This window comes from Massilia sp. Root351, from assembly GCF_001425045.1.
Classification (GTDB): Bacteria; Pseudomonadota; Gammaproteobacteria; order Burkholderiales; family Burkholderiaceae_D; genus Rugamonas.
Window position 1 is genome coordinate 55,538 of record NZ_LMDJ01000010.1, and the last position, 21,169, is coordinate 76,706.

At 68.4% G+C, this 21,169-nt stretch carries 17 protein-coding genes; 6 read left to right on the forward strand and 11 right to left on the reverse strand.

Annotated elements, in window-relative coordinates:
- Window positions 1-3: 3 nt before the first annotated feature.
- From ASD15_RS12720 to ASD15_RS12735, 4 genes are read left to right on the forward strand one after another with little or no spacing between them, the layout of a single operon-like run.
- Window positions 4-915 (forward strand): DUF58 domain-containing protein, encoded by a 912-nt coding sequence (locus tag ASD15_RS12720; RefSeq protein WP_057155359.1) that lies wholly within the window; start codon window positions 4-6, stop codon window positions 913-915.
- Entirely contained in the window at window positions 912-1,982 is a 1,071-nt protein-coding gene (locus tag ASD15_RS12725; RefSeq protein ID WP_057155360.1) for a BatA domain-containing protein, read from the forward strand. The genes ASD15_RS12720 and ASD15_RS12725 overlap by 4 nt, the downstream gene beginning before the upstream one ends.
- Window positions 1,966-4,074, forward strand: a complete 2,109-nt coding sequence (locus ASD15_RS12730) for a DUF4175 family protein (RefSeq protein WP_057155361.1) — start codon at window positions 1,966-1,968, stop codon at window positions 4,072-4,074. The genes ASD15_RS12725 and ASD15_RS12730 overlap by 17 nt, the downstream gene beginning before the upstream one ends.
- Complete coding sequence (locus ASD15_RS12735) at window positions 4,071-5,717, forward strand: hypothetical protein (RefSeq protein ID WP_057155362.1); 1,647 nt, start codon at window positions 4,071-4,073, stop codon at window positions 5,715-5,717. The genes ASD15_RS12730 and ASD15_RS12735 overlap by 4 nt, the downstream gene beginning before the upstream one ends.
- A 20-nt stretch (window positions 5,718-5,737) precedes the next feature.
- Here ASD15_RS12735 and ASD15_RS12740 read toward each other — a convergent pair whose 3' ends face one another.
- Complete coding sequence (locus tag ASD15_RS12740) at window positions 5,738-6,391, reverse strand: pyridoxamine 5'-phosphate oxidase family protein (protein WP_057155363.1); 654 nt, start codon at window positions 6,389-6,391, stop codon at window positions 5,738-5,740.
- 68 nt (window positions 6,392-6,459) lie between these two features.
- On the opposite strand from ASD15_RS12740, the gene ASD15_RS12745 reads away from it, so the two are divergent.
- A complete protein-coding gene (locus ASD15_RS12745; protein ID WP_057155384.1) occupies window positions 6,460-8,001 on the forward strand; it encodes a PLP-dependent aminotransferase family protein in 1,542 nt (513 codons plus the stop codon).
- Here ASD15_RS12745 and ASD15_RS12750 read toward each other — a convergent pair.
- The 6 genes from ASD15_RS12750 to ASD15_RS12775 form a co-directional block, all read right to left on the reverse strand.
- Window positions 7,973-8,596, reverse strand: coding sequence for a hypothetical protein (locus tag ASD15_RS12750; protein WP_057155364.1), 624 nt, complete (start codon window positions 8,594-8,596; stop codon window positions 7,973-7,975). The two genes, ASD15_RS12745 and ASD15_RS12750, sit on opposite strands and share 29 nt — an antisense overlap.
- Window positions 8,597-8,712: 116 nt before the next feature.
- Window positions 8,713-11,160: a TonB-dependent siderophore receptor gene (locus ASD15_RS12755; RefSeq protein WP_057155365.1), complete on the reverse strand. Its 2,448-nt coding sequence runs from the start codon at window positions 11,158-11,160 to the stop codon at window positions 8,713-8,715.
- A gap of 219 nt (window positions 11,161-11,379) precedes the next feature.
- Window positions 11,380-12,150, reverse strand: a complete 771-nt coding sequence (locus ASD15_RS12760) for a spermidine synthase (RefSeq protein WP_057155366.1) — start codon at window positions 12,148-12,150, stop codon at window positions 11,380-11,382.
- A 9-nt stretch (window positions 12,151-12,159) separates the two neighbouring features.
- Window positions 12,160-13,503, reverse strand: a complete 1,344-nt coding sequence (locus ASD15_RS12765; RefSeq protein ID WP_057155367.1) for a PAS domain-containing sensor histidine kinase — start codon at window positions 13,501-13,503, stop codon at window positions 12,160-12,162.
- A gap of 25 nt (window positions 13,504-13,528) precedes the next feature.
- Window positions 13,529-14,884 (reverse strand): sigma-54 dependent transcriptional regulator, encoded by a 1,356-nt coding sequence (locus tag ASD15_RS12770; protein WP_057155368.1) that lies wholly within the window; start codon window positions 14,882-14,884, stop codon window positions 13,529-13,531.
- Window positions 14,885-14,952: 68 nt separating this feature from the next.
- Window positions 14,953-15,546: a TetR/AcrR family transcriptional regulator gene (locus ASD15_RS12775; RefSeq protein WP_057155369.1), complete on the reverse strand. Its 594-nt coding sequence runs from the start codon at window positions 15,544-15,546 to the stop codon at window positions 14,953-14,955.
- Window positions 15,547-15,725: 179 nt separating this feature from the next.
- Here ASD15_RS12775 and ASD15_RS12780 point away from each other — a divergent pair, with 179 nt between their 5' ends.
- Window positions 15,726-16,439, forward strand: coding sequence for an SDR family oxidoreductase (locus ASD15_RS12780; protein WP_057155370.1), 714 nt, complete (start codon window positions 15,726-15,728; stop codon window positions 16,437-16,439).
- Window positions 16,440-16,488: 49 nt separating this feature from the next.
- On the opposite strand, the gene ASD15_RS12785 is transcribed toward ASD15_RS12780, so the two are convergent.
- The 4 genes from ASD15_RS12785 to ASD15_RS12800 are packed head-to-tail and all read right to left on the reverse strand — an operon-like array spanning window position 16,489 to window position 21,064.
- Window positions 16,489-17,724, reverse strand: a complete 1,236-nt coding sequence (locus ASD15_RS12785; RefSeq protein ID WP_057155371.1) for an ABC transporter permease — start codon at window positions 17,722-17,724, stop codon at window positions 16,489-16,491.
- 21 nt (window positions 17,725-17,745) lie between these two features.
- Window positions 17,746-19,059, reverse strand: a complete 1,314-nt coding sequence (locus ASD15_RS12790) for an ABC transporter permease (protein ID WP_057155372.1) — start codon at window positions 19,057-19,059, stop codon at window positions 17,746-17,748.
- Between the two features lie 10 nt (window positions 19,060-19,069).
- On the reverse strand, window positions 19,070-19,765 hold the full coding sequence (locus ASD15_RS12795) for an ABC transporter ATP-binding protein (RefSeq protein ID WP_057155373.1): 696 nt from the start codon (window positions 19,763-19,765) through the stop codon (window positions 19,070-19,072).
- 30 nt (window positions 19,766-19,795) lie between these two features.
- Complete coding sequence (locus ASD15_RS12800; protein ID WP_057155374.1) at window positions 19,796-21,064, reverse strand: efflux RND transporter periplasmic adaptor subunit; 1,269 nt, start codon at window positions 21,062-21,064, stop codon at window positions 19,796-19,798.
- Between the last annotated feature and the right edge of the window lie 105 nt (window positions 21,065-21,169).

The window sequence follows — 21,169 nt, forward strand, 5'->3', positions numbered from 1 at the left end:
CCGATGCTGGATACAGCCGCGCTGCTGGCGCATACCAACGACCTTGAGCTCATCGTCCGCCACGTGCTGGCGGGGCTGGGTCACGGCATCCACGCCGGCCGCGAACGCGGCGCCGGCGTGGAGTTCTCCGAGTACCGCGCGTACGCGCCGGGCGACGAGTGGCGCCGCGTCGACTGGAAGCTGCTGGCGCGCGCGGACCGCTACTACGTGCGTGAAGCGGAGCGCGACAGCCACGTCGCCACCTGGCTGTGGCTGGACGCCACCGCGTCCATGGCGGAGCCCAGCCGGCAAGTGCCGAAGGTCGACAAGCTGCGATTCGCCGGCACCGTGCTGGCCTGCATCGCCGCCGTCGCGCAGCGGCAGGGCGACGCGTTCGGGCTGGTGGTCTGCACCGATGGCAAGACCGAATTCACGCCCGCCTCGCGCGGTCCGCGCCAGTTGCAGCGCGTGCTGGCGCAGCTAGCCAAGGCCAGGCCGCAGGGCGCGATGCCGGATGCAGCCACGCTCCAATCCAGCCTGCATTTCGCGCGCGCGCCCAGCCTCGTCTTTGCCGCCAGCGACTGCCTGGAGTGGCCGTCGCCGCTGTCCGAAGCGCTGCTGCGCCTGCGCCACATGCAGCACGACGTGCGCCTGCTGGCCGTGCGCACGCAGGCCGAGGTGGACGCCAGTTTCAATCCCGGCGCCGGCTACCGCGATCCAGAGGGCGGCATCCCTGCCACCGCAGCCCGGCTGCATCTGCTGGACGAGACGGGGCGTGCGGCCTACCGCGCCGCGCTGACGGCGCACTTCGCCGCCGTCGGCGGCACATGCCGCCAGCACGACATTCCATACTACGAAGCGCGCATCGAACAGCCGCTGGCGGCGGTGCTGCGCGGCTGGCTGCAGCTGGCGTCCCCGCGCGCGAGGGCACGATGATCGCCGGCGCCCAGACCCTGTGGTGGCTCGCCTTGCCGGTGCTGTTGCTGCCCATCTGGTGGCATAGGCAAAAGCGCCAGCGCGTCAAATCCGAGCCGCTGGCCACGGCCCGTTTCCTGCCCGCCGCGCCGCCGCAGACCGCACGCATCTGGCGTTGGGAAGACCTGGTGCTGCTGGCTTTGCGCTGCCTGCTGCTGGCCGCCCTGATCGCCTGGCTCGCCGCCACCGCCATGCCGTGGCGCGGCGACACGGTCTTCGTCGCACCCGCGCTGGCCACCGGCACCGGCAGGCCCGCGCACGCCGCGTGGATCGAACAGCAGGTCGCCGCAGCCGGACTGGGCGCCGCGCCGCGCATGCCCTTGCCGGAGAACGCCCTGCAGTGGCTGCAAGCCCACGAACACGAATGGCGTCCCGCTGCGCGCATACTCGTCCTGGCCGATTCCATCCCCATGCCTGCCCAGCTTCCATCGCTGGCCCACGCCGCCGACATCCGCCTCCTTCCGGCCGCCAGCGCTACTGCCGCCACTGCGCGCGCCGAGTATCGCATTGCCGTGTCCGCGCCGCCGGAGCGCATGGCCGCCTGGCGCGCCGCGTTCGCCGCGTTTTCTGCGGCTGGCGCGGGCCGCTACCTCATCGAAGACAAGCCCGTCGCCGCAACCAAGCTGATCGTCTGGGACTCTCCGGCCGCACCGCCGGCCGGCTGGCACGCTCCGCTCTGGTGGCTGCCGGCATCCGCTCCGTTCGCCGCGTTCGGCGTCAAGGAGCCGGCAGGCACGCCATTGACCATCAATGGCCTGTCCCTCCAGATCGCCGACAGCCCGCGCGGCCGCCTGTGGCGTTCCAGCGCCATGCCGCCGCAAACCGCCGACACCGCCCGCGCACTGTACGAAACCTGGCAGTCCCTGGCGCGCCCGGCGCAGCCATATCCCATGCCCGCCATGCAACTCGCGCCGCGCCGCAGTTCCCCGCTGGCCATGCCCGGCACGCCGCCCGCCGCATGGCTCGCGTACGTGCTGCTTGCCCTGTTTGCCCTCGAACGCCTGATGACCCATGTCCGCCGACGCTGACTTTCGCTCCGCCGTCCAGCGCCGCTTGTGGCGCGCCATCCTGCTGCGCCGCGCACCGCTGTGGGCCGGCGCGCTGCTGCCCCTGTCGCTCCTGTTGGCACGGACCGCATTGAGCGCACCTGGTGCACCGCAATCGGGCCCCGCTGCCCTGGCGCCCCTGGTCTTGCTGTGCGCCTGGCTGATCTGGCTCGTTGCCGACCTGCTTGCCCTGCGCCGCCGCGTTGCCGCCGAATGGCCGCGCTGGCTGGACGCCGCCGTGCCCGCGCTGGAAGACAGCAGCGCGCTGCTCGCCACCGAACCGGCCACGCCCGTCGCCCGCCTGCAGCGCCAGCGCCTGCAGGCACGCCTGCTCGACGTATTGCGCGATGACGACTACCGCGCCATTGCCCGCGTCCGCGTCCGTCATGCGCTGCTGCCCATTGCCGCGAGCGTGCTGTGCGCCGCATCGGCCTACGCCTGGCAGGCCACCCAGGCCGGCCCCGCCCACGCCAACGGCAAGGCTGCCGCCGGCAAAGCCGGGCCGCGCGCCCCCGGCGACATCGTGCTGCGCGTCACGCCACCGGGCTACACCAAAGCCGCTCCCTTCGAGTCCGGCGCCGGCGATATCCAGGTTCCCCAGCACAGCCAGGTGCGCTGGTGCTACAAGCGCGGCGGCGAAATGCCCGCCACCATCGAACTGAGCGACGGCCAGACGCTCAGCCTGACGCAGGACTGTGCCGGCTGGACCGCCACCGAGTCCCTGTTCTGGCGTGTGCGCGGCGGCAGCCGCCACAACATCCGCGTCACCATCGACCAGGCCCCGCAAGCCAGCATCGTCGCGCCGTCGGAAGCCATCCAGGTATTGCCCGCCGACGCCAGGTCGGTCCAGCTCTCGGTGGCCGCGCGCGACGACTACGGCATCGTGCGTGCCAGCCTGCACCTGACGCTGGCGCGCGGCAGCGGCGAGAACATCCGCTTCAGCGACCGCGAGATGCCGCTGCCGCAATCGGCCGACCCGCGCACGCGCAACTGGCAGAAGAACTGGTCCCTCGCCGAGCTGGGCATGGAACCCGGCGACGAGCTGTATTTCTTCCTTCGCGCGACCGACAACGCGCCCCAGCCGCACACCGTGCAAACCCCGACTTACACGCTGCGCCTGCCCGGACCGCAGTCGGAAAGCCTGGACTCCTCCGCGCTGCCGACCATGGTCAAGCCCGAAAGCCTGCGCAGCCAGCGCCAGATCATCATCGACACCGAGCAACTGCTGGCCGACGCGCCCAAGCTGCACCGCGCCACGCTGCGCGAGCGCAGCGAAGCCATCGCCGGGGACCAGTCGCGCCTGCGGCTGCGCTACGGCCAGTTCCTGGGGGAAGAATCCACGCTGTTCGGCGACGATGAACATGGGCACGGCGACAAGCACGGCGACGGGCATGGCGATGAGGACAAGCACGAAGGCGCTTCCGCGCAGCGCCCCGGCGCCTTCAAGGACGGCGGCATGGCGAGCATCGTCGCCGAGTTCGGGCACAAGCACGACGAAACCGACAACGCCACCATTTTCGACCCCAAGACCAAGGAAGTGCTGCGCCGCGCACTGAAAGCCATGTGGGACGCGGAAAAGCAGCTGCGCGCCGTCGCGCCCCAAGCCGCGCTGGCGCCGGAATACAGGGCGCTGGACGCCATCAAGGAACTGCAGCAGGCCGAACGGGTCTACCTGCACCGCACCGCCTTCGTGCCGCCGGCGATCAAGGAAGAAAAACGCCTGACCGGCGACGTGGTCGGGGCGCAAAGCACGAGGCGCGCGCAAGGCGCGGCCGGCGACAAGGTGCCGCAGGAAGTGCGCGGGCTGGTCCAGGCGCTGGCCTCCGGCGGCGCGCTGCCGGCCCTGTGGAGCAAGCGTGCCCGCGAGATCATCGCCGCGCACATCGGCGGCGATGAGCAGAAACTGGCGGCGCAGCGTGCCGTGCAGGACGTGGCGGACGGCTGCACGGACTGCCGTGCCGTGCTGCGCGCCTACCTGCGCGCCACACTCACCGAACCGGCCGTCGTGCTGCAGGCGCAGCCGCAATCCGACAGCAAATTCCGCCAGGCCTGGCGCGGCAAGGAGCAGCCATGACGGCAGGGCTGGAATTGTTCGGTGCAGTGTTCAGCGCGGGTGCGGCCGGCGCTGGTGTGCTGCTGGCAGGGCTGCTGAGCGCCGCGCTGTACGTGCGCCAGCGCCAGTCCCTGAACGCTGCGCTGGCGGTGCTGGCCGCCTTGTCGCTGGCCGCTATGCTGGCCTCGCCCACGCAGCCGGCGGCCGGCGCCGGCGAAATCGCCATCGCGACAGACCAGCAGCCAGGCGATGCCTTGTCGCGCGCGCTGCTCGCCGTGCCGCAGGCCGGATCGATCGCGCTGACAGGGGATGGCCTGCGGACCGCGCAGTGGGACGACTTGCCCGCCCGTCCACTGCGCTGGACTCGGCCGCAGGGCGACTTGCTGCGCCTCGAGTTTCCCCGGACGCTGGCGCTTGGCCGCAGCTTCGCCTTGTCGGCGCAACACAGCGCCGCCCAGCCTGGCTGGCGCTTGCAACTGCTTGCCGAGAACGGCCAGGTCCTTGCCGAATCCGGCCAGCCAGGCGCACCGCTCTCGCTCTCCTGGCAACCGCCGCTGGCCGAGACGCTGCTGCTGCAAGCCCGCCTGCTGGACGCCGCCGGCCAGACCGTCGCGCAGGGGCCGGTACCGCTGGAGGTGACCCCACCGGTGCCGCTGCAAATCATCGGCCGCTTCGGCGCACCCTCGTTTGACACGCGCGCCCTGAACCAGCTTCTGACCGATAGCAACGCCGTCCTTGACTGGCAAACCACGCTGGGCAAAGGCTTGAGCCGGACCGAGTCTGCCCGCGCGCCACTGGCCGAACCGGGCGCGCGCATTGTCGACGGCGCCTGGTTCGAGTCCCTGCCTGCTCCGGCGCGCGCGGCGCTGCTGGCGCAAACCGGCCAGGGGGTGCCGCTGATTGTCCTGGGCGGCAGCGCGAGCGACGCCGCCGTCTGGCAGCGCGAGCTGGCCCTGCGGCTGGCGCCGCAGCCCGCCACCACCGAAAAGGAAGACACCCGCCAGTTCAAGCTGAACGGCGAGCTGCTCGCCATGCCACCTGCCCCGCTCAACCCTGGGGAGCAGCCGGGAAGCGCATGGTCGGCCGCAGCCACCGACGGCAGCGGCCGCCCATGGCTCTGGCAGCGCGCCTGGAAACAGGGACGCGTCAGCTGGGTGGGCGTGTCGGACTGGCACCGCTACGGCATCTCCTCGCCCTTGGCACTCGGCCAGTGGTGGCAAGTGCTGCTCGACAAAGGGGCCGCCGGCGCCGTGCAAAAGATCCGCTGGCAGCTGCCGGACCCCATGCCGGTGGCGGGCCTGCGCACCGAGGTCTGCGCACAGGGCGCCGAGGCCGGCGCGGCGCTGCATATCGATGGCCAGGCGGCCACGGCCTGGCAGGCACGCAGCAGCCAGGCTGAAAGCGTATGCGCCGCCTTCTGGCCGCAGCAGCCCGGCTGGCTGACGCTGCGCAGCGGCGAATCGCAGCACCGCATCTACATCCATGGCGCAGGCGACTGGCCGCTATGGCAGCGTGCCTTGCGCCAGGACGCCACCGCGCGCTACGCCGCGCGCTCCCCGGAACCGGCCGGCGCAGGCAGCGTGCGTGCGCCGCTGCCGTCCTGGCCGTTCGCGCTCGTTTGCGCCGCCAGCATGCTGCTGCTCTGGCGCCGCGAACGCCGCTGAGACCGGCCTGGCGCGGAATGTCATTCCGCGCCGTGCTGCCACTGCTGGACATAGGCCGGCGCCGCGCCCGCACCTTCGGCGGGGATGGGCGCGGCGCGCACGCGCTGCAGGGGCAGCACGCCGGTCCAGGTGTCGATCGACATGTCCTCGGCATCGTCTTGCGGGCCGCCCGAGCGCACCTTGCACGCCGCTTCTTCCAGCGAAATGCGCATCACCGTGGTGGCGGCGTATTCCTTGTCGCTGCCGCCGCGCACCTGCGCCTGGCGTCCGGGCAGCAGCTGTTCCATGAACGCTTCCATGGTGCGTCGCTTGGCGTCGCCTTCCACCGCTTCAAACTGTCCGTACACCATCGCCGAACGGTAGTTCATCGAGTGGTTAAAGGCCGAACGCGCCATCACCAGGCCATCCACGTGCGTGATGGTGACGCAGGCTTCGCTTTCAGCCAGGCGCTTGAGCATGCGGCTGCCGTTCGAGCCGTGGATGTACAGGTGGCCGCCTTCGCGCCAGCATGCGGTCGGGATGCAGTGCGGCGCGCTGCCGTCGTTGCTGCCGTCGCTGAAGGCGATATGGCAGACGTAGGCGTCGTCGATGATGGCGTACAGCGTGGCGGTGTCGTAGGCGGCGTTGTCTGCAACGCGGCGTACGCGGGTGCGTGGGGTAGGGTGTGTTTTCATGTGCTGCAATATAATCAACATCTGGCCCTGAAAAAAGGTCCAGCATGATGGAATATTTTGGAGCCACGATGGACTACGCCTTGCTTGTATCCTCCTTCACTCGGCAGCACGCGCAGCGCGGCTGGCCGCGCCAGCGCATGCTGCACGAATGCCTGCGCGCGGCGATCCGCGACGGCACGCTGGCGGCCGGCACGCGTCTGGTCGCCACGCGCACGCTGGCGGCCGAACTGGGCATGGCGCGCAACACCGTGCTGTATGCATACGAACAGCTGGTGTGCGAGGGCTACGCGGTGAGCGACCGCAGCGGCACCAGGGTTGCGCCGGCCGCCGCCGTGGCCATGGGCGCCGCATCGGCCTTGGTGCGCGCGGTTTCTGCGGCGACGGCCACGGCCGCAGGCACGCCTTTCCCCGGCCTGTCGCGCCGCGCGTTGAATCTGCGCGAGGTGGCCGGGCCGGCCCACCAGATGGGCGCGTTTGTGCCGGGCGTGCCGGCGCTGGATGCCTTCCCCGTTGCGCACTGGCGCCGCCTGCTGGACAAGGCCTGGCGCGGCCTGAATCCGGCCCAGCTGAACTACGGCGACCCGGCCGGCGAGCCGGCGCTGCGCAGCGCCATCGCCGACCATCTGCGCGCCTCGCGCGGCGTACTGTGCGACGCCAGCCAGGTTTTCATCACCGACGGCACGCAGAGCAGCCTGGACCTGTGCGCGCGCGCCTGCGCCGACGAGGGCGACACCGTGTGGATCGAGCATCCCGGCTACCTGGGCGCGCTGGCCGCGTTCCGTGGCGCGGGCCTGAAGGTGGTGGGAATCGACGTGGACCAGGACGGCATCGCCCCCGCGCGGCAGGACTGGCGCCGCCGTCCGCCGCGCCTGGTCTACACCACGCCCTCGCACCAGTATCCCCTGGGGGGCGTGCTGACGCTGGAGCGCAGGCTGGCGCTGATCGCCGACGCGCGCGCGGCGGGCGCGCTCGTCATCGAGGACGACTACGACAGCGAGTTCCGCCACGACGGCCCGCCGCTGTCGGCCATGCAGGGCCTGGCGCCGGATGCGCCGGTGCTCTACCTCGGCACCTTCAGCAAGACCATGTTTCCCGCGCTGCGCATCGGCTTCCTGGTGGTGCCGCGGGCGCTGGCCGAACCGCTGGCCGAGATGCGCGCGCAGTCCGCCGCGCGCGGCCGCGTGGCCGAGCAGCTGGCGCTGGCGGAGTTCCTGCGCAGCGGCCAGTTCGCGCTGCACCTGCGCCGCATGCGCCGCCTGTACCGCCAGCGGCGCGATGTGCTGGTGGCGTCGCTGCAGCGGCACCTGGGTTCGATCGCGGAGGTGCATGGCGCGTCCGCCGGCATGCACCTGGCGCTGCGCTTTACCGGCGCCACGCTGGACGCCGCCGCCATCGGCGCGCGCCTGCAGCGGGAGGGTATCGTGGCGCACACGCTGGGCATGCACGCCACCGCCGAACGCGGCCAGGCCTGGAGCGGCCTGATGCTGGGCTATGCGCAGATTCCTGCGGAGCTGATCGACGGCTTCGTGCGGCGGCTGGCGGCGGTGATCCACCTGGCCGCCTATGAGGCACGGCCCGCGCTTAGCGCGTCAGGCGGTTCTCGAGGTTGAAGGCGGTACCGCTGGCGCCGGAGGTGGTCAACGTCCACAATTCGCCGTTGCGCAGCAGCAGCGCGCCGGTGCCGGTGCCGGTGATGGGTTCGAACTGCGCTTCGGCCGAACCTTCGCTGAACGCAAAGGTCCACACCGTCTTGCCGTTGACGATGCGCGATGTGACGCCGGTGCCGCTCACGATGGCGGTCTGGCCGGCGGCCACGGTGCCGCCCACGTCCACGTCCGCCGTCACGGTTTCCGCGCCGGCCAGCTTCACGCTGGCGTTCTTCACCGTGCTGGTGAAGTTGAGCGTGATGACGGGACCGGAATAGGTGGCGGTGGCGATGATGACGCCGGTGCAGCCGATATTGGCGTAGAAATCGGTTTTCAGGTTGAGCTGCAGCGAGTTGCCGTTGTTGGCGGAGACCATGCTGGTCGTCTCGCGGCTGTGGGCCTCGCACGGGGCGATCCAGGCGCCTTCGTATTTTTTCAGCGGGCCGGCGCTGGGTGTGGGATCGGGGAGGGGAGTGCTGCCGGAGCCGGCGATGCCGCCACCGCCGCCGCAAGCGGTCAGCACGGTTGCGAGGGCGAGGCAGGCTGGAATGCGGTACATGGTGAATCCTGAAGCGAGTTGGGTAAGGCGGCATTGTACCGGCTGCACATGGCGCGAAGTCTCACCAATGTACACAGGGGTACGAATGCCGCCTTGTCAGGCGCTCGCCGGCCGAATCAGAACACCGTGTCGAACTTCACGTACATCGAGCGGCCGTTCACGCCGAACGGGCAGGTCTCCCAGCAGTACTTGAAGCCCAGTTTCGGGAAGTCGCCGCCGTTGGTCCACTCGGACGGATAGGTGTCGAACAGGTTGTTCACGCCGACCGACACGCTGGTCTTCTTGCTGAAGTTGTAGCGGCCGCTCGCGTCCACGATCCACTTCGCGTCCCAGGTCTGCAGCGGGCTGAAACCTTCGCCCTGCACTTCGCCGTAGTAGTTGGCGCGGGTGTTCACGTTCCACTGGCCGAGGGTGTAGTCGGCCGCCACCACGTGGTGCTTGCGCGGCTGGCCGCGTTCGATCAGGCGCACCTGCGCCTGGTTGAACAGCTGCTCGCCGCTCAGCAGGTTGGACGGCGAATGGCGCTTGGTCACTTCGGTCTTGTTAAAGCCCAGCTGGCCGGACAGCACCAGGGTGGAAGCGTCGAAGCGGGTGGTGTGGTCGGCCACGATGTCCAGGCCGCGGGTCTGGGTGTCGACCGCGTTGGTGAAGAACTGCGCCTGGCCCACTTTCAGCGGGTTGAGCACGTTGGCGATCGGGCCGCCGCCGGCTTCAGGCGAGATCTCGCTCGAGAACACGATGCGGTCCTTGATCTTGATCTGGTACACGTCCGCCGTCAGCGACATGTTCTTGGCCGGACGCAGCACCATGCCGAAGGAGGCGTTGCGCGAGGTTTCTTCCTTCAGCGGCTTGATGCCCAGCGCGGTGGTGACGGCGCTGCCTTCACGCGCGGTCAGGGTCTCGGTCAGCTGGCCGGCCGAGTTCAGGTTGGTCGACACGGAGCTGTAGAACTTCTGCTGCACGCCCGGCGCGCGGAAGCCGGACGACACGCTGCCGCGCAGGCCGAATTCCTTGCTCGGGTCCCAGCGGGCGCTGAACTTGCCGGTGGTGGTGTTGCCGAAGTCCGAGTATTTCTCGTAGCGCACCGCGCCGGCCAGCAGCAGTTCCTTGAACGGGCGGTATTCGGCGTCCAGGAACAATGCGATGTTGTGGCGGCCTTCGTCCACGGCGGTGGCCGGGGTGTAGCCGGGGAAGCCCTGGGTGCCGGATGCCGCCACGCCGCCGGTCTGGTCCTTGATGACGATGGCCGGGTTGTTGGTGCGGCCGTACTGGTAGGACACCGGATCGCCGGCGACGATCTGGTAGTTGTCCTGGCGGTACTCGAAGCCGGTGGCCAGGAAGATCTCTTCGCCGCCCAGCTTGACCGGGCCCTTGACGTCGGCGTTGAAGGTGGTCTGGTTGAATTTCAGCTTGCCCGTGTCGGCTTCGAACGGCGACTCGGCGTAGATGCCGCCGCCCGGTTTCGGCTCGTACCAGTAGGAGATGTTGATGGTCTGCTTCTCGTGGAAGTCCAGCTCGCTCATGCCGTGGTTGATGCTGACGTCGGCCTTCCAGTCGTTGGCCAGGTCGCGGCGGTAGCCGAAGGCGAACGAGCCGTCCTTGACGGTGGTGCGGATGTTGGGCAGGAATCCTTCCGGATAGACCGAGGTCACGTTGCGGCCGTCGCCCTTGGAGCGGAAGAAGCCGGACGAATCGCCCTTGCGCTTGGAGAAGCCGCCGAAGGCGTAGAACTCGCTCGACTTGTCGATCGGCAGCGCCGCGTTCCACCATGCGTAGGCATCCTTGGCGTCGCTGTCGCCGATGCGCTGGGTCACGCGCGGCGGATTGACGCGCAGCGAATCGACGCCGGCGCGGTTGGTTTCCTCGCGCTTGCGCGCTTCCACCGACAGGTTGATGAAGCCGCCGTTTTCGCCCAGCGCCCAGCCGCGGTTCACGCTGCCGGACATCATGTCGCCGTCGCCTTCCTTGGTGGTGCCCAGCTGGCCGCTGACCGCGGTCTCGTTGACGTTCGACTTCAGCACGATGTTGATCACGCCGGCGATCGCGTCCGAACCGTACTGGGCGGCGGCGCCGTCACGCAGCACTTCGATGTGGTGGATGGCCGACAGCGGAATGGCGTTGATGTCGGTACCGGCCGAGCCGCGTCCGATGGTCTGCTGCACATTCACCAGCGCCTGCTGGTGGCGGCGCTTGCCGTTCACCAGGACCAGCAGCTGGTCCGGGCCCAGCGAGCGCAGGGTGGCCGGACGAATAATGTCGGTGCCATCGCTGATGAAGGTGGTCGAGAAGTTGAACGACGGGTCCAGCGTCTGCAGCAGCTTGCCCAGTTCCAGCGGACCGGCCGACTGCATGTCTTTCATGTTGATCAGGCCGACCGGCGACGAGGTGTCCAGCGCGGTCTTGGCGGTCGAACGCGAACCCAGCACGACCACGGTCTGCTCTTCGCCGGCGGCGGGAGCGGCGGCGGTCTGGGCGTAGGCTTGGGAGGCGGCCAGCAGGACGGCGCTGGCAAGAAGGGTGCGTTTGAAGCGGATAGGCGAAGCCTGGCGTGCTGCTGTCTTCATGTAAGGTCCATTCTCTCTCGTTATTAGTGGGCGCGGTAGCCTGGTAAGCCCCGGCGGTGCGAAAATACTAACGCGCACGATTGAGTGGACCAAGAGTTAATGCATTGTTTCGGTGCATTTCCGATGCAGCTGTTGTAAAAACGAATAATCTTTATTGATTTGCGTGATTTCTAAGAAGAAATATCGTAAGGTTGTCCCCTGGGCGCTCTTTATGCCATTTTATTGCTGATCCAGCATCCAGCCCTTCAAGCCGTCCACCCACCCCTTGGCCCGCAAATTGAGCCGGTTCTTGATGGCCCCCGCACGCTCGTACAGCACGCTGAAGTCGATCTGCGGCGCCTGCTTGAACGCGATGACGACGATGTTGGCGTCGTGTACCTCGGGCAGCCACACCACGGCGTCGAACACCAGCTCCATGGCCTGCAGATTCTTGTCGTAGTTGCTGAACTCGCCGAACACATTGGTGGTCATGATGCCGTTCTCGCCCAGGCAATCGAAGCAGGCCTGGTAGAACTCCGGCGTATCGAGCACCGGGCCGCGCGCGTCCTGGTCGTACAGGTCCACCTGCAGGATGTCGACGCTGCCGTGGTTGGCCGGGTCCATGACGAAATCAAGCGCGTTCATTTCCACCACGTTCAGGCGGCTGTCGTTGGGCGGCAGCCCGAACAGTGCCCGGCAGATGGCGATCACGTTGGGGTTGAGCTCCACGGCCGTCACCCTGGCGTCCGGGAAGCGCTGGTAGCAGAACTTGGTCAGCGCCGCGCTGCCCAGGCCCAGCTGCACGATGTGGCGCGGCTTGTCGTGGAACAGCATCCACATCATCATCATCTGCACGTATTCCAGCTCGATGGCGTCCGGCCTGGCGAGGCGCATGGCGCCCTGCACCCAGGAGGTGCCCAGGTGCAGCGAGCGCACGCCCTGGAATTCGGTGATGGTGGCCGGCGGATGGCCGGGCTGGTCGTAGCGGGCGGAAGTGGGCAGCGAAGTCATGCCGCCATTTTAGCCGCACGCTGCCGCGAGGGGGAGGATCAGCGTGACAGCCAGGCCGCCGCCGTCGCGGTTGGCCAGCGTGATGCGCCCGCCGTGCGCCTCGGCGATCTCGCGCGCCAGCGCCAGGCCCAGGCCGGTGCCGCTGCGCTTGGTGGAGTAGAACGGCACCAGCGCATTGGCCAGCACCGCGTCGCTCATGCCGGGGCCGCGGTCCTGCACCTCGATGCGCACCATGCCTTGCACGCGCCGCACGGCCAGGCTGACGCCGTCCGCCGCGGAGCCCGATTCATGGGCGTTCTTCAGCAGGTTCAGCAGCGCCTGCTCCATCTGCGCGCCGTCGAAGCAGGCCGCCTCCTGCGGCGGCTCGCCGGCCAGCGTGAAGTCCACCTGGTCCTTGAGCTGGGCGATAAAAGCGGGCCACCGATGCTCCTCCAGGCGCGGCGTGGGCAGCTTGGCGAAGCGGGCGTAGCCGAGGATAAACGTTTCCAGGTGGCGCGTGCGCTCTTCGATGGTGGCCAGGATCTGCGGCAGGCGCTCGGTCTGGCCGCGCCGCACCAGCTCGGCGCCGGAGTGGGCCAGCGAGGTCAGCGGCGCCAGCGAATTGTTCAGCTCGTGGCTGATGACGCGGATTACTTTTTTCCAGGTCTGCACTTCCTGCCGGCGCAGTTCCAGCGTGAGCTGGCGCAGCAGCAGCAGTTCGTGCTTGCGGCCGTTCAGGTTGAAGCTGCGGCGCGCCAGGTGGTAGACCTCCTCATCCTCCGCCTCGCCGGTGGTAAACAGGCCGTCGCCGCCGCGCGCCATGGCGTCCACCAGCGCCGGCGAGGCGTGCGCGAGGATGGCGTCCAGCCGGTGGCCTTCCAGGCGGCGGCCCTGGTGCAGCAGCTGCCGCGCGGCGATGTTGGCGTACACGATGGGGCCGCCGTCGCTCACCAGCAGCATGGCCACCGGCGTGTTCTGCACCATGGTGTCGAGCAGCAGTTCGCGCTGCACCAGGCCCAGGCGCTGTTCGCGCAGCACCTGGCCCAGTTCGTTGTGCGCGCCCACCAGGTCGCTCAGCTCGTCGTTCTGCGGCCAGTGCAGGCTGAACGAGAAATCGCCATCCTTGTAGCTGGTGACGGTGCCGGTCAGGGCGCGGAACAGCGACAGCATGTGCTCCAGCTGGGCGCGGATGGTGATGACGGCGATCGGTATCACCGCCAGCAGGCAGATGCCGACCACCAGCGTGGGCTGGTCGGGCAGCAGGCGCGTGAGCGCGAGGGCGATCAGGATGCCCAGGGTGAGCAGGGTGCCCACCAGCGCGGACCAGCGCGTCAGCAGGGAGAGGCGGATGCCGAGGTCGCGCCGGCCGCTCATGGCGCAGCCTTCGGGCGGGCGGGCATCATGCGCGGGCGATGCCGAGCCGCTCCATGCGGCGGTACAGCGCCTGGCGCGACAGGCCCAGCTCGGCCGCCGCTTGCGCCACCACGCCGTGCGCGCGCTGCAGCGCCTGGGCGATGGCGTCGCGGTCCGGTTCGGCATCGGCGGCGGCCGAGGCCAGTGCCGACGGCGCCAGCGCGGCGGCGGGCAGGCCCAGGTCCGCTGCCGTGATGACGTCGCCGCCGGCCAGCAGGCAGGCGCGCTGCATCACGTTCTTCAGCTCGCGCACATTGCCCGGCCAGGGATGCGCCTGCAGCACCGCCTGGGCGCGCGCGTCCAGCGTCTTGCGGCCGCCCAGGAAGTGCAGGGCCAGCGGCAGGATGTCGGCCGGGCGGCCCGCCAGCGGCGGCAGGTTCAGCTCGATCACATTGAGGCGGTAAAACAGGTCTTCGCGGAAGGTGCCGGCCCGTATCATGGCCTGCAGGTCGGCATTGGTGGCGCTGATGACGCGCACCCGCACCTGCCGTTCGCGGTTCGAGCCGAGCCGTTCGAAGCGCCCGGTCTCCAGCACGCGCAGCAGCTTCATCTGCCCGGCCAGCGGCAAGTTGCCGATCTCGTCGAGGAACAGGGTGCCGCCGTCGGCCGCTTCGAATTTGCCCTCGCGCGCCTTGGAGGCGCCGGTGTAGGCGCCGGCGTCGGCGCCGAACAGCTCGGCCTCGATCAGCTCGGCCGGCAGGGCGCCGCAGTTGAGCACCACGAAGGGCCCTTCACGCACCGCCGAGTTGGCCTGGATGATTTCCGCGATGCGTTCCTTGCCGGTGCCGTTCGGGCCGCTGATCAGCACCGGCACGTCGGACCTGGCGACCTGGCAGGCCAGGTGGATCACGCGTTCGGTGGCCGGATCCTGCCACACCATGCCGCGCAGTTCGTGCTTTTCCAGGTCGCGCCGCTGGCGCAGCTCGCTCTGCATGCGCTGCGACAGCGCGCGGTTGGCCTGCCCCAGTTCGATCAAATTGGTGACGGTGGCGATCAGGCGGTTGTCGTCCCACGGCTTGGCCAAATAGTCGGCCGCGCCGGCCTTGATCAGGTCCACCGCCGCGTCCAGGTGGGTCCAGGCGGTCAGCAGGATCACCGGCAGGTCCGGATGGCGCTTGCGGATGGCGCGGAACAGCGCCACCCCTTCCTCGCCGGAGGTGGTGTCGGCCGTGAAATTCATGTCCTGGATCACCAGGTCGATGCCGGCGCTGCGCTGTTCCAGCAGGGCCAGTCCCGCTTCGGGGGAGGCGGCGCGCAGCGCGTCGATGTCGTGCAGCGAAAACAGGACTTCGAGCGCGACGGCGATGGCGGCGTTGTCGTCGATTATCAGTACGGTAGGCATCCCGCCAGCATACCGCAATTCAAAGCGCTTGAAACCCTCTGTGCTCAAGCTGTCCCTGCCGGCCGGCGCTAGCCGTGCGCGCCTTTGAGCGCGGCGGCGATGATCCCGCGCGCGCCCTGCAGCACCTGGGCCGACAGCTCCGGCCTGGCCTTGACGGTGGCGCGCGCGATCGACACGGCGCCCACCATGCACGCCACCACGCCCATGGCGCTGCGCAAGGCGTCCGCGCCGGGATTGGCGGCGGCGATGCGGCGCTCGAAGGCCCGCACCAGCACCATGTAGCCCTCGCTGAACGCGGCGCTGGCCGCCGTGTCCTGGCGGCCGATCTCGCTGGCGGCGGCGGCCATGGCGCAGTGCTCGGCGTAGTCCTCGCCGTCGTTGACCGTCAGGTAGCCGGCCAGGAACTTGTCCAGGTCCGGCTCGCCATTGAAGGTGCCGGTCAGCAATTTGGCGTTGCTTTGTTCCAGGCTCCACGCCAGCGCCTCGGCGGCCAGCGCTTCCTTGGACGGGAAGTGCGCATACAGCGCCCCATGCGTCAGGCCGGCGGCGCGGCTGATTTCCGCGACGCCCACGCCGTCGATTCCCTTCTGGCGAAACAGGCGGCTGGCCGCCTGCAGCAGCGCGGCGCGGTTTTCTTCGGCTTTTTCCTTCGAGATTTTCATGACGGCGCTCCTTTGCCGTCATTTTTACATATTTTGGTTGTAGTCGCAATTAAAGTGTGCGCAGCGTCAGCGGCGCTGAGCAATCCACTAGAAATTCTCCTTGACTTTAATAATTGCGGTCACTACTATTAATTCATTGATTGCGACCGCAATCTTAAAAACTCCCTGGAGCTCATATCATGCACATCAAAAATTCCGTTGCTTTCGTTACCGGCGCCAACCGTGGACTCGGCCTGGCCTTCGCCCAGGAACTGGTGGCGCGCGGCGCCAGCAAGGTCTATGCAGGCGTGCGCAATCCGGAAGGCGTCGATATTCCCGGCGTGACCGCGATCCGTCTCGATGTGAGCGACCCGGCCTCGGTGGCAGCGGCGGTGGCCCAGGCGGGCGACGTGACGCTGGTGGTCAACAATGCCGGCATCGCCCGCGTGCTGCCGTCGATGCTGGCGCCGGGACTGGTGGACATGGCGCGCGAGATCTTCGAGACCAACTACTACGGTGTGATGCACGTCAGCCTGGCTTTCGCGCCGGTGCTGAAAGCCAACGGCGGCGGCGCCATCGTCAACGTGCTGTCGGATGCGGCGTGGATCGCCAGCCCGTTGCTGTCGGCCTATTCGGCATCCAAGTCGGCGGCGTGGAGCTTCACCAATTCGCTGCGGCGCGAGCTTGAAGCGCAGGGCACGAGCGTGCAGGGCTTGCACGTGGGCTTTATCGATACCGACCTGACGCAGGGTTTCGACGTGCCGAAAGTGCAGCCGTCGGAAGTGGCGCGCCAGTCGCTGGACGGCGTGGAGGCGGGCAAGAAGGAAGTGCTGGCCGACCAGGGCACGCGTGCCCTCAAGGCCGGCTTGTCCGACGAGCACGCGCCCTACCTGGCTCCTGCGGCGTCGGCGTAAGGCGGGTTGGCGGGCACGCCGAGCGGCGCAGCCGCGCAACCCTGCATGCTCAGGCGCTGCGGGTGGCCATGGCCGGCGAGATGGACGCGGCGCGCCAGGCCGGCCCGTACACCGCGACGATGCCCAGCGCCCAGAACACGCCGGCGCCGGCCAGCATGTAGCCGGCCGGCAGGCGCGCCATTTCCAGCTTGCTCACCAGCAGCTGGTTCAGGCCCAGTGCCAGCAGCACGCCTGCCGTTACGCCCACGCTGGTGATGAGGATGTTCTCGGTGATGAAGTAGCGCAGGATGTCGATCCGCCGCGCACCCAGCGCGCGCCGCACGCCGATCTGCTTGCGGCGCTGCGTCACCCACAGGCTGGCCATGCCGACGATGCCGCTGGCGGTGATCAGCAACAGCAGGCCGCTGACCGTGATCAGCATCCACGCCAGGCCGACGTCGGAGCGGTAGCGGTCCTTGCGGTCGCCTTCGAGCGTCTTCGATTTGACCACCAGCTGGTTGTTGCTGGCCTTGCGCAACGCTTCCTCGGCTTCCTTCATCACGCGGTCGCGCTGGCCCGGTTCGGCGCGCACCGTGTACATCGAGTAGTTGTCGCCGGTCAGGCGCACCGGCACGATGGTGCTGATCTCGCCGGTGACATCGACCTGTCCGCCGGGCGACTGCAGCCGCTCGACCACGCCCACCACGCGCACCGGCCGGCCTTCCGGGCCGATGCCCATGTAGAAGGTCTTGCCGACGTAGCTGGTGGCGTCCGGCCAGGCTTTCTGGCCCAGCGCCTTGGTGATGATGATGAGGCTGGGCTGCTCCTTGCTGGTGTTCTGGTCGATCTCCATCACGTCGGCGGCGTTGAAGTCGCGTCCCTCGATCAGCTTCAGGCCCCAGGTCTTCACCAGCGAATCGGGCGAGATGTAGTAGGAAGTATTGGCGGTTTCCTTGTCCTGCTTCTGGCTCACCACGAAGCTGTTGTAGCTGCCCGAGCGCGACAGCGGCACCTGGCTCACGTCAGCCACCGACAGCACGCCCGGCACCGCGCGCAGCGTGGCAGCCTGCGCTTTCTGTATCGCCAGCTGCTCTTCGTGGCCGCTCTCGCGCAGGCTGCGCGCCTGCAGGTGGAAGATGTCGTTCTCGGCCACCACGCCGGTGGGGCGCGCCGCCACCGCCTGGCGGATGTTTACGATGTGCAGCGCGTTGGCCAGGATGGCCAGGCTGAGCGCAACCTGCACCGCCACCAGGATCGGGCCGGTCTTGTTGCGCATCAGCGCGGAGAGGATGGGACGGATTTCCATGTCATTGTCCTGGTTGGGTTCTCATTGCGATTTCAGTTGCAGCGCCGGCGTCACCTGGCAGGCGCGCCAGGTCGGCAGCAGGCCGGCCAGCACGGCCGAGGCCACCGCCATCAGGAAGGTCGAGCCCATCATGATCCAGTCCATGTGCGCCACCACGGTGAGCTGCTTGGACTGCATGGCGAGCAGGGCCAGCGCGCCGAAGGCCAGCAGCAGGCCCAGGATGCCGCCGGCCAGGCCGACCACCGTGGTCTCGATCAGGAACTGGCTGAAGATCTCCTTGCGCGAGGCGCCCAGCGCGCGGCGGATGCCCACCTCCGGCGCGCGCACCGAGAACTTGGCCAGCAGCAGGCCGATGGTGTTTACCAGGCACAGCACCAGGAAGCCGAACGCCAGCCAGGCCGACAGCTTGTTGTCGTTGCCCACCACCTTCAGGAATTCCAGCCACTCGCCCACGTTGTACAGATGGGTGGGCGCGTTGCGCTTCAGGCGGCCCAGCTTGTGCTGCTCGGCGGCGTAGGCGTCCAGCCAGTTCTGCAGGGCCGGGCGGTCGGCGGCCGAGTGCATTTCGATCCAGCCCTGGATCCACGTGCATTCGGACTTGAGCAGGGCGTCGAAGCCGGGGTCGCGGTAGGCGCTGCAGCTCATGCTGCCGTTGTGGCCGTACTGGTGGCGGATGGCGGTGGCGAACGGGATGTAGAACTCGTCCTCGCTGCCGAAGGCGCCGGGGCCGCCGATGATGCGCACGTAGCGCGGCACCGGGTTCCAGGTGTCGTACACGCCGGTGACCTGGTATTCAAAGCCCATCAGCGTGACGCGCTGGCCCACCGGGTCGGCGTCGCCGTACAGCTTTTCGGACAGCTTGCGGCTCAGCACCACCACGTCCGCGCCGGCCGCGTCGTGCGCTTCGCTCCAGGCCTGGCCGTACAGGAAAGGCACCTCGAACATGGCGAAGAAGTCGCGCGTGGGCGCCAGGCCGCTGGCGTTGAACACGTTCAGATCCTTGCGCGCCGGCTCGATGGGACCGGCCACGCCGTACATCACGGTGCGGCGGTCGCCCTGCTTGCTGGCGGCGATGTTGGCCGCGTCGATATAGGACAGCTGGCGGTCGTTCGGCTTGTCGCCCGGGGTGTAGCCCTGCAGCGGGCCATTGTCCAGCAGGGGAACGAACAGGCGCTCGCTCTTGGACGGGATCGGGTCGCCGGACATCACGTGCAGGATGGTCAGCGTGGCGATGCTGGCGGCCACGCCCACGGCCAGCGTGAGCACCATCAGCGCGGTCAGCGCCGGGTTGCGCCGCAGGCTGCGTATGCCGAGCAGGAAGTAGTAGGAAAACATGCCGCGCTCCTTATGCCTGCACCAGCGTTGGCGCCTTGCGCACCAGGTCCGACACCTGGCCGTCGATGATGTGCACGTTGCGTTGCGAGCGCACTGCCAGCTCCGGATCGTGCGTCACCATCAGGATGGTGGTGCCTTGCGCGTTGATTTCCTCCAGCAGCTCCATCACGCCGCGCGCCATGGCCGTATCCAGGTTGCCGGTCGGTTCGTCGGCCAGCAGCAGCTTGGGCGAGCCGGCCAGCGCGCGCGCGATCGCCACGCGCTGCTGCTGGCCGCCGGACAGTTCGGCCGGGTAGTGCCGCATGCGCGAAGCCAGGCCCACCTTGGCCAGCGCATCTTCGATGCGCTCCTTGCGTTCGGCCGCATTGAAGCCGCGGTAGCGCAGCGGCACGTCGACGTTGTCGAACAGCGACAGGTCGGGGATCAGGTTGAAGCCCTGGAAGATGAAGCCCAGTTTCTCGTTGCGCAGGCGCGAACGGGCGTTGTCGTCCAGGCCTTTGACGTTGGTGCCGTCGAGGACGTATTCGCCGTCGGTGAACTCCTCCAGCAGGCCGGCGATGTTCAGGAAGCTGGTCTTGCCGGAGCCGGACGGGCCGGTCACGGTGACGAATTCGCCCTGCTTGACGTTGATCTCGAAGCCGCGCAGCGCGTGGGTTTCGATCATGTGGGTGCGGTACACTTTGCTCAGGTTTTGCATGCGCAGCATGAAGGGCCTCTTTACGGTTCGATTGGTGCGTTATTGGTTGATCGAGACGCGCTCGGCGTTCTCGAACGTCTCGGTGCCGGCGACCACCACCTTGTCGCCTTGCTTCAATCCACTCAGAATTTCCACTGCCGTCACGCTGGTGGCGCCCAGCTTGATCGGCGTGCGCACGGCCACGCCGTCGCGCAGCACGTAGGCGTAGCGGCCGCCCTCGGACTCGACGAAGGAGCCGCGCGGCAGCATCAGCACGTTCGGCTTTTCGTCGATCAGCAGGCGCGCGCTCACGCGCTGGCTCTGGCGCAGGCCCTCCGGCTGTTTGCCTTCGAAGCGCACGCGCGCCAGCACCTGGTTCTTCACCACTTCCGGCGACAGCGCGGACAGCTTGCCCATGGCGGTGCCGCCGCCCACCTGGATCTCGGCGTTCATGCCGATGCCCAGGTCGGCCACATAGGTCTCCGGCACTTCCACCTCCACCTCCAGCGCGGACAAATCCACCAGGGTCATCAAGGGCGCATTGGCCGGCACCACGCTGCGGTTTGGCACCGACAGGGTGCCGATGAAGCCGTCCACCGGCGCGCGCACGGTCAGCTCGTCCACCTTGCGCTGCGCGTTGGCCAGGTTCAGTTTCTGGCGTTCCAGCTGGGCCGACTTGGTCTTCAGCTCGAGCAGCACGTTGTCGCCTTCCAGTTCGGCCGCCTGCGCAGCGTGGCGCGAGCGGATCTCGGCGGCCTGCAGCGCGTCCTTGGCTTTCTGGTAGTCGATCTTGGCCACCACGCCTTCGTTGGACACGCTGTCGTAGCGCTCCAGCGTGCGCTGGGCGGACAGGCGGTCGATCTCGGCGGTGTCGGCGTCGCGCTTGGCCAGCATCTTCTGCTTGCGCGCCAGGATCTGCTGGCGCGCCACTTCGGCCGCCAGTTCCTGGTAGGTGGCCTGCTCGCGTTTCAGTTCGTCGGTCAGGTCGGGCGATTCCAGGATGGCCAGCACGTCGCCTTTTTTCACGGTGGCGCCGGCGTGGGTTTTCAGCGTGACCGTGGAAGGGGAGGTGGAGTACAGCGTCGGACTGACGGCGGCCACGATGCGGCCGTTCACGGCGGCGTCGCGTATCAGCGTGCCGCGCGTCACGTCGGCGATGCGCAGCCGCGCCGCGCTGACCGAATGGCTGCTGCCGGCCCAGTTGCCGTACAGGACGGCGCCGCCGGCCAGCAGCGCCACGGCCACCGCCAGCGCCATCAGCTTGCGCTTCAGCTGCTGCCCGGCCGGCGGCGCAATGACGGTGTCTTGATGGGAAGTGTCTCGGATCATGGTCTGTGCTTGTGAAAAATGTAAGCACGACAATGCAGAAACCATGCCAGCCGCATGTTGCCGCTAAGTGCTTGATTTATCAGGGGGCGACAGGCCATGTCCGCT

Bases quoted from the DNA above. Each gene is read 5' to 3' on its own strand.
- ASD15_RS12740 (WP_057155363.1), bottom strand. From the start codon at position 6,391: ATGAAAACACACCCTACCCCACGCACCCGCGTACGCCGCGTTGCAGAC.
- ASD15_RS12755 (WP_057155365.1), bottom strand. From the start codon at position 11,160: ATGAAGACAGCAGCACGCCAGGCTTCGCCTATCCGCTTCAAACGCACC.
- ASD15_RS12785 (WP_057155371.1), bottom strand. From the start codon at position 17,724: ATGGAAATCCGTCCCATCCTCTCCGCGCTGATGCGCAACAAGACCGGC.
- ASD15_RS12735 (WP_057155362.1), top strand. From the start codon at position 4,071: ATGACGGCAGGGCTGGAATTGTTCGGTGCAGTGTTCAGCGCGGGTGCG.
- ASD15_RS12770 (WP_057155368.1), bottom strand. From the start codon at position 14,884: ATGCCTACCGTACTGATAATCGACGACAACGCCGCCATCGCCGTCGCG.
- ASD15_RS12775 (WP_057155369.1), bottom strand. From the start codon at position 15,546: ATGAAAATCTCGAAGGAAAAAGCCGAAGAAAACCGCGCCGCGCTGCTG.
- ASD15_RS12725 (WP_057155360.1), top strand. From the start codon at position 912: ATGATCGCCGGCGCCCAGACCCTGTGGTGGCTCGCCTTGCCGGTGCTG.
- ASD15_RS12765 (WP_057155367.1), bottom strand. From the start codon at position 13,503: ATGAGCGGCCGGCGCGACCTCGGCATCCGCCTCTCCCTGCTGACGCGC.
- ASD15_RS12790 (WP_057155372.1), bottom strand. From the start codon at position 19,059: ATGTTTTCCTACTACTTCCTGCTCGGCATACGCAGCCTGCGGCGCAAC.
- ASD15_RS12730 (WP_057155361.1), top strand. From the start codon at position 1,966: ATGTCCGCCGACGCTGACTTTCGCTCCGCCGTCCAGCGCCGCTTGTGG.
- ASD15_RS12795 (WP_057155373.1), bottom strand. From the start codon at position 19,765: ATGCTGCGCATGCAAAACCTGAGCAAAGTGTACCGCACCCACATGATC.
- ASD15_RS12780 (WP_057155370.1), top strand. From the start codon at position 15,726: ATGCACATCAAAAATTCCGTTGCTTTCGTTACCGGCGCCAACCGTGGA.
- ASD15_RS12760 (WP_057155366.1), bottom strand. From the start codon at position 12,150: ATGACTTCGCTGCCCACTTCCGCCCGCTACGACCAGCCCGGCCATCCG.
- ASD15_RS12745 (WP_057155384.1), top strand. From the start codon at position 6,460: ATGGACTACGCCTTGCTTGTATCCTCCTTCACTCGGCAGCACGCGCAG.
- ASD15_RS12750 (WP_057155364.1), bottom strand. From the start codon at position 8,596: ATGTACCGCATTCCAGCCTGCCTCGCCCTCGCAACCGTGCTGACCGCT.
- ASD15_RS12720 (WP_057155359.1), top strand. From the start codon at position 4: ATGCTGGATACAGCCGCGCTGCTGGCGCATACCAACGACCTTGAGCTC.
- ASD15_RS12800 (WP_057155374.1), bottom strand. From the start codon at position 21,064: ATGATCCGAGACACTTCCCATCAAGACACCGTCATTGCGCCGCCGGCC.